The organism is Kitasatospora sp. NPDC059973, assembly GCF_042737525.1.
GTDB lineage: Bacteria > Actinomycetota > Actinomycetes > Streptomycetales > Streptomycetaceae > Kitasatospora.
On the sequence record NZ_JBHWUI010000287.1, the window covers coordinates 1 to 5,864 of the forward strand.

At 74.1% G+C, this 5,864-nt stretch carries 4 protein-coding genes and 1 pseudogene; 4 read left to right on the forward strand and 1 reads right to left on the reverse strand.

Translation table 11 applies throughout. From position 1 onward, the window contains the following. A pseudogene (locus ACFWA9_RS37805) lies at positions 1-383 on the reverse strand (metallophosphoesterase); the annotation flags it as partial. Positions 384-657: 274 nt separating this feature from the next. Here ACFWA9_RS37805 and ACFWA9_RS37810 point away from each other — a divergent pair. From ACFWA9_RS37810 to ACFWA9_RS37825, 4 genes are all read left to right on the forward strand, one after another. Beyond that, positions 658-2,115 carry an amino acid permease gene (locus ACFWA9_RS37810; protein ID WP_380393866.1) on the forward strand — a complete coding sequence of 486 codons (1,458 nt, stop codon included), beginning with the start codon at positions 658-660 and terminating at the stop codon, positions 2,113-2,115. A 207-nt stretch (positions 2,116-2,322) separates the two neighbouring features. Further along, entirely contained in the window at positions 2,323-3,234 is a 912-nt protein-coding gene (locus tag ACFWA9_RS37815; RefSeq protein WP_380393869.1) for an EI24 domain-containing protein, read from the forward strand. A 569-nt stretch (positions 3,235-3,803) separates the two neighbouring features. Continuing rightward, the gene (locus ACFWA9_RS37820; RefSeq protein ID WP_380393871.1) at positions 3,804-4,472 is read left to right on the forward strand and encodes a transglycosylase SLT domain-containing protein; all 669 of its coding nucleotides are present in this window, start codon (positions 3,804-3,806) and stop codon (positions 4,470-4,472) included. Positions 4,473-4,753: 281 nt separating this feature from the next. Further along, positions 4,754-5,788, forward strand: coding sequence for a glycosyltransferase family 2 protein (locus ACFWA9_RS37825; RefSeq protein ID WP_380393873.1), 1,035 nt, complete (start codon positions 4,754-4,756; stop codon positions 5,786-5,788). Positions 5,789-5,864 lie beyond the last annotated feature (76 nt).

The window sequence follows — 5,864 nt, forward strand, 5'->3', positions numbered from 1 at the left end:
CCGTCCGCCGCCGCGGGGGCGGTCGCGGACGCGGGGGCGGCCACCGGCTCCGGCGGGGTCGCGGCCCGCGGCCGCGGCAGCCGGAGCAGCAGCGGGCGGAGGGCCTCACCGACCGCCACCGCCATCAGCAGGTAGAGCAGCACCGCCAGCCAGAGGTAGCCCGGCCAGGCCAGCCAGCGCTCGACGGACATCGGCAACCCCCGCCCGCCGACCAGCGCGCCCAGCGAGAGCAGCGGCAGCACGACGGCCAGCACGGTGCCCGCCCGGCGCCACCGACCGCCGGGAGCGGAGACGTCGCGCACCAGGCGCCGCCAGAGGTACCAGTGCGCGAGGGCCAGCACGGCCAGGACGGCGAGGACGCCGAGCACCACGAGGACGATCATCACGCCGCCAGTATGAACGCCCGCCCGGCCGGCGCCGACGACGGCCCCCGAGGCCGCCGGACCGGCTGGCGCTGTGTCAGATTTGAGCTTTCCACCACCCCGGTCCACCCGCTCTGACCTGGCGCTTTGTGTCCGCTGAGCGAACATTTCCGAAGGCCTTGTTCCGATACTCGTAGGTAGAAGTTAAGTTGCACCGCAATGCGCGGGTCCGTCCCCCACCCTCCGGCGTTCGAGCCGAGGGGCAGCCGCGCGGGAAAGGCACAGGGCACCCTCGATGAGTGCGGAAACCACCACCTCGGCCGGCTCGCCGCCGGCCGATGCCGCTCCGCAGCAGCAGAAGCAGCTCCAGCACGGTCAGGGCGCCGACGGGCACCTGAAGGCCGGGCTCAAGAACCGCCACCTGTCGATGATCGCGATCGGCGGCGTGATCGGCGCCGGCCTGTTCGTGGGCTCCGGCGCGGGCATCGCGGCCACCGGCCCCGGCATCCTGCTCTCCTACACCCTCGCCGGCGTGCTGGTCGTCCTGGTCATGCGGATGCTCGGTGAGATGGCGGCGGCCGACCCGCAGAGCGGATCGTTCTCGGCCTACGCCGACCGGGCGCTCGGCCGCTGGGCCGGCTTCTCGATCGGCTGGCTGTACTGGTTCTTCTGGGTCGTGGTGCTGGCCGTCGAGGCCACCGCCGGGGCGAAGATCCTCAACAACTGGGTGCCCGGCGTGCCGCAGTGGGCGTTCGCACTGATCGTGATGGCGGTGCTGACCGCCACCAACCTCTTCTCGGTGGCCTCCTACGGCGAGTTCGAGTTCTGGTTCGCCGGCATCAAGGTGGTGGCGATCGCCGCCTTCCTGGTGATCGGCACGCTGGCCGCGTTCGGGCTGCTGCCCGGCACCCACGCGGTCGGCACGGAGAACCTGACCGGCCACGGCGGCTTCCTCCCGCACGGTGTGGGCGCGGTCTTCACCGGCATGCTCACCGTGGTCTTCGCCTTCATGGGCAGCGAGATCGTCACCCTGGCCGCCGGCGAGTCGGAGGACCCGGAGAAGGCGGTCAGCAAGGCCACCAACAGTGTGATCTGGCGCATCGGCATCTTCTACCTGGGTTCGATCCTGCTGGTCGTGACCCTGCTCCCGTGGGACTCGGCGGCCGTCAAGGGCAGCCCCTACGTCGCGGTGCTGGAGCACGTCGGCATCCCGGGCGCCGGCCAGGTGATGGACGTGATCGTGCTGACCGCCGTGCTCTCCTGCCTCAACTCGGGGATGTACACCGCCTCCCGGATGGCCTTCTCGCTGGGCCAGCGCGGCGACGCCCCCAAGGCCTTCGCCTCGGTGACCAGCCGCGGCGTGCCGCGGATCGCGATCCTCGTCTCGGTGGTCTTCGGCTTCGTGGCGGTGTTCTTCAACTACACCTCCCCCGACACCGTCTTCTCCTTCCTGCTCAACTCCTCCGGCGCGGTGGCGCTCTTCGTCTGGCTCGTGATCTGCTTCTCCCAGTTGAGGATGCGCAAGATCATCGAGCGCGAGACGCCCGAGCGCCTGACCGTCCGGATGTGGCTGTACCCCTACCTCACCTGGACCGCGATCGGCATGATCGGCTTCGTGATGGCGTACATGTTCACCGACGCCGACGGGCGGAAGCAGATGTACCTGTCGCTGGTCGCCGCAGCCATCGTGCTGACGGCATCGGCCGTGGTGGGCCGCAGGCGACGGGCTGCGGCAGTGGCGCCGGCTGCCTGAGCCGTCGCGCCGCCCGCACGCCGGGCCCGGGAGCCGTTGCGGAGGCTCCCGGGCCCGGTGGCGTTTTCCGGCCCGGCGCCCCGGGGCCGGGCCCGTCTCCGGCGCGCGGTGCGATTTCCGGCCCGGTGCCCGGCGGGCCCGCCCCCGGTACCGGATCAGGACGGGACGGAGATGACCCGCCGACGCCCAGCCCCTACCCTTCCCCCTATGCGAGATCTTGCAGCGGGGTTGGGGTACCTGGCCAAGGGCCAGAAGTGGGTGGGCCGGCACGGCCGCTGGTGGGGCTTCGGGATGCTGCCCGCGCTGATCACCCTGGTCGGGTACGTGGTGGCGCTGGTGTTCCTCGGCGGCTGGTCGGAGGAGCTCGCCGCGTGGGCCACCCCGTTCGCCGACGGCTGGGGCTCGCCCTGGCAGGGCCTGCTGCGCACCGCCCTCGCCGCGATCGTCTTCGGCGGCGGGCTGCTGATCTCCGTCATCACCTTCACCGCCGTCACGCTGCTGGTCGGCCAGCCGTTCTACGAGTCGCTCTGCGAGAAGGTCGACGAGACCGAGGGCGGCGCGCCCACCCCGCCGGACGTGCCGCTCTGGCGCGAGCTGGCCGTCTCGGCGCGGGACAGCCTCTACGTGCTGGTCCGGGTGGCCGGGTTCGGCGTCCTGCTGTTCGCCTGCGGGTTCATCCCGGTGGTCGGGCAGACGCTGGTGCCGGTGGCCGGGTTCCTGGTGTCCGGCTTCTTCCTCACCGTCGAGCTGACGGCGGTGGCCCTGCAGCGGCGCGGCGTGCCGCAGCGCGAGCGGATCCGGCTGCTGCGCTCCCGGCTCGGGCTCGCCTTCGGCTTCGGCGTACCGCTGATCCTGGGCTTCCTCGTCCCGCTGGTGACCGTCCTCGCGATGCCCGGCGCGGTGGCCGGTGCCACCCTGCTGGCGCGCGACCTGGTGCCGGTGGAGGACGCCGAGGACGAGCCGGACGAGCAGGACCGGCAGGACCCGGCGGAGGATGCGGGCGGGGCGCCGGAGGTGCCCGAATACGGCGAGCAGGGACCGGTGCCGGGGAACCCGTACGCGACGGGCCCGGAGCCGGTCCGGCCGTACGGGGGGCCGAACCCGTACTCCTCCCGCTGAGGGCCGGGGGCGCGGAGCGGTGACCGTCCGGTCACCGCGCGTCGCACCGGGGCCGCCGCGCTGTGAAGCCGCCCACACGGCTCCGCGCTGCTACTGCCCTCGATAGTTGTCGCCGGGCCGCGGTTCGCCCACGCGGCCGCGGAGCGGCACCGCCCGGCCGCGCCGGCGCGGTGGCCGGACCCGGAGCGGACCGCGAAGAACGCAGGCCACCGCGCCGTTTCACCCCCTGCTCCGTCGGACCGGCGGTCGACCGGCCGTCGGTCGGCGGGATCGGACCCCCCACCTCGAAGCGCCCGGCCGCGGCCGGGCGCTTCGCCGTTCGGGCCGCCCCACCCACTACCCGCCGTAGTAGCCGCTGCCTTTGCCGCCCCCGCCGGGCTCTGCGAAGAATGGCCAGTCGCCAGGCAGCGCGAACCGGTCCGTCCGCCGCGCGTCCCGCCCGCCCCGCCGCCACGGCCGGGGTGCCATGGCCGTCCCGGACGGCCTCGCGGGCCCTGTCCGCCCGTGTCCTCGTGCCGGAGCCCCCGTGCTCCCGGTACGGCCCCCGACGGAAAAGGATCGTCCGCTCCATGCAGCTCAGCCATGCCCGCCGCAACTCGCTGATCACCGGTATCACCACCCTCGTGGTGGCGGGTGCGGCCACCGCCGCCCTCGCCGTCCCGCAGAGCGGCGGCAGCGTCGCCGAGGCAGCCGCCCCGGTGGCCGGGGTCTCCGTGGACGGGCAGCCGGTGGCCGACCCGGCCGCGGCCGACGCCGCTGCTGCGGCTGCGGCTGCTGCCCAGGCACAGGCGCAGGCCCAGGCCGAGGCGGACGCCGCCGCACAGGCGCAGGCCGCCGCGCAGGCCCAGGCCCAGGCGAAGGCCCAGGCGGACGCCAAGGCCAAGGCCGACGCGGAGGCCGCCGCCTCCCGCTCGCAGGAGCGCGCCGCGCTCAACGCGAAGCCCACCTACTCCGGCAGCGCCCGGGAGATCGCCGCCCAGATCGTCCCGGCCGGCCAGCTGCAGTGCTTCAGCAACATCGTGTCCCACGAGAGCAGCTGGAACCATCTCGCCGTCAACGCCTCCTCCGGCGCCTACGGCCTGGTCCAGGCGCTCCCCGGCTCCAAGATGGCCTCGGCCGGCGCCGACTGGCGCACCAACCCCGCCACCCAGATCAAGTGGGGCCTGGACTACATGAACTCCCGGTACGGCAGCCCCTGCGGCGCCTGGTCCTTCTGGCAGAGCCACCACTGGTACTGAGCCGACCCGGCTGGTAGCAGCCCCGAGGACCCCGCGCGGCAGACCCGCGCGGGGTCCTCGGCCTTTCCGCTCCGCGAGGTCCGGGACCGCGCCGCGACCGGCCCGTCCGCGCGGCACCGGCGCCGTCGTCCGATCCGCCCGGCGGCGCCGTTCGACGTGGACACGTCCGGCATGCCGGGTGAAGATATGGCGCACGCTCGTACGATTTGACGCGGATTGATCAGAATTACCGACCGTCAGGGCTTTGCCACCTTCCGGCCGCGCTCCTACGCTCCGGCCTCATGCCCTCTCCCCTGATCAGCGTCGTGCTCCCCGCCTACGACCAGCAGAAACAGCTCGCGGAATGCCTCGACTCGCTCCTCGCGCAGTCCTTCCGCGACTTCGAGGTCATCCTGGTCGCGGACCGTTCCCCCGAGACCCCGGCCGACCTCGCCGACGCGTACGCGGCGCGGCACCCGCAGGTCTCGGCGCTGCACCTCAACGCCGCCGTCGGCGTGGGCGTCAGCCGGGACGCCGGCGCCGCCCGGGCGACCGGCGAGTACCTGCTCTTCCTCGACGCCGACCACCTGCTCCCCCGGGACGGCCTGCGCTCGCTCGCCGACCGGCTGGAGCAGACCGGCCCGGTGGACGTGCTCCTGTTCGGTCACACCCGGCGGCACGGCGGGCGCGACTGGCCGGGCGGCGCGGAGGCGGTGCTGGCCGACGCCGGGCCCGAGGTCACCGGGCCGGCCGCCCGCCCCGAGCTGCTCGGCGCGCCCGCGCTGATCTGGGACCGGCTGCTGCGGCGCGACTTCTGGCAGGGCCGCGCGCTCGCCTTCCCGGACGGCCGCTACGAGGAGATCCCGGCCGTGCACCGGGCCATGCTGACCGCCGGGCGGATCGCCGTGCTGCCGCGCGCCTGCGTCCAGCTGCGGCGGCGGGAGACCGTCCACCCGGCCGGCTCGCCCGGCAGCAGCCAGTTCGACATCTTCGACCAGTACGAGCGCAGCTTCGCCCTGCTGGACGAGGTGGCGGCCTGGCAGCCGGAGCTGGAGGCCGTCCGCGACGCCCTGTTCACCCGGATGGTCCGGCACTATCTGTTCGTGTTCGACCTGGCCGGGTGCGTGGCGCGGGCCGAGCGGCCCCAGTTCTTCCACCGCGCCGCCGAGCACCACCGCCGCTTCCAGCCGGCCGGGCACCGGCGGCCCGGCGGGCGCGAGGGCGTGAAGTTCTCGCTGCTGGCCGGCGGAGCCTACCCGGCCTTCGAGATGGCCAAGCTCTCGCACATCGCCAAGGGCACCCTCACCGGCTCGGCCCGCCGGCGGGCCTCGGCCTGAGCCGGACGGCCCCCGGGCCGGGAGACCGGACGTCCGTCCGGCGGAGCCGGAGCCGGCGTGCGGCCGACACTCCGTC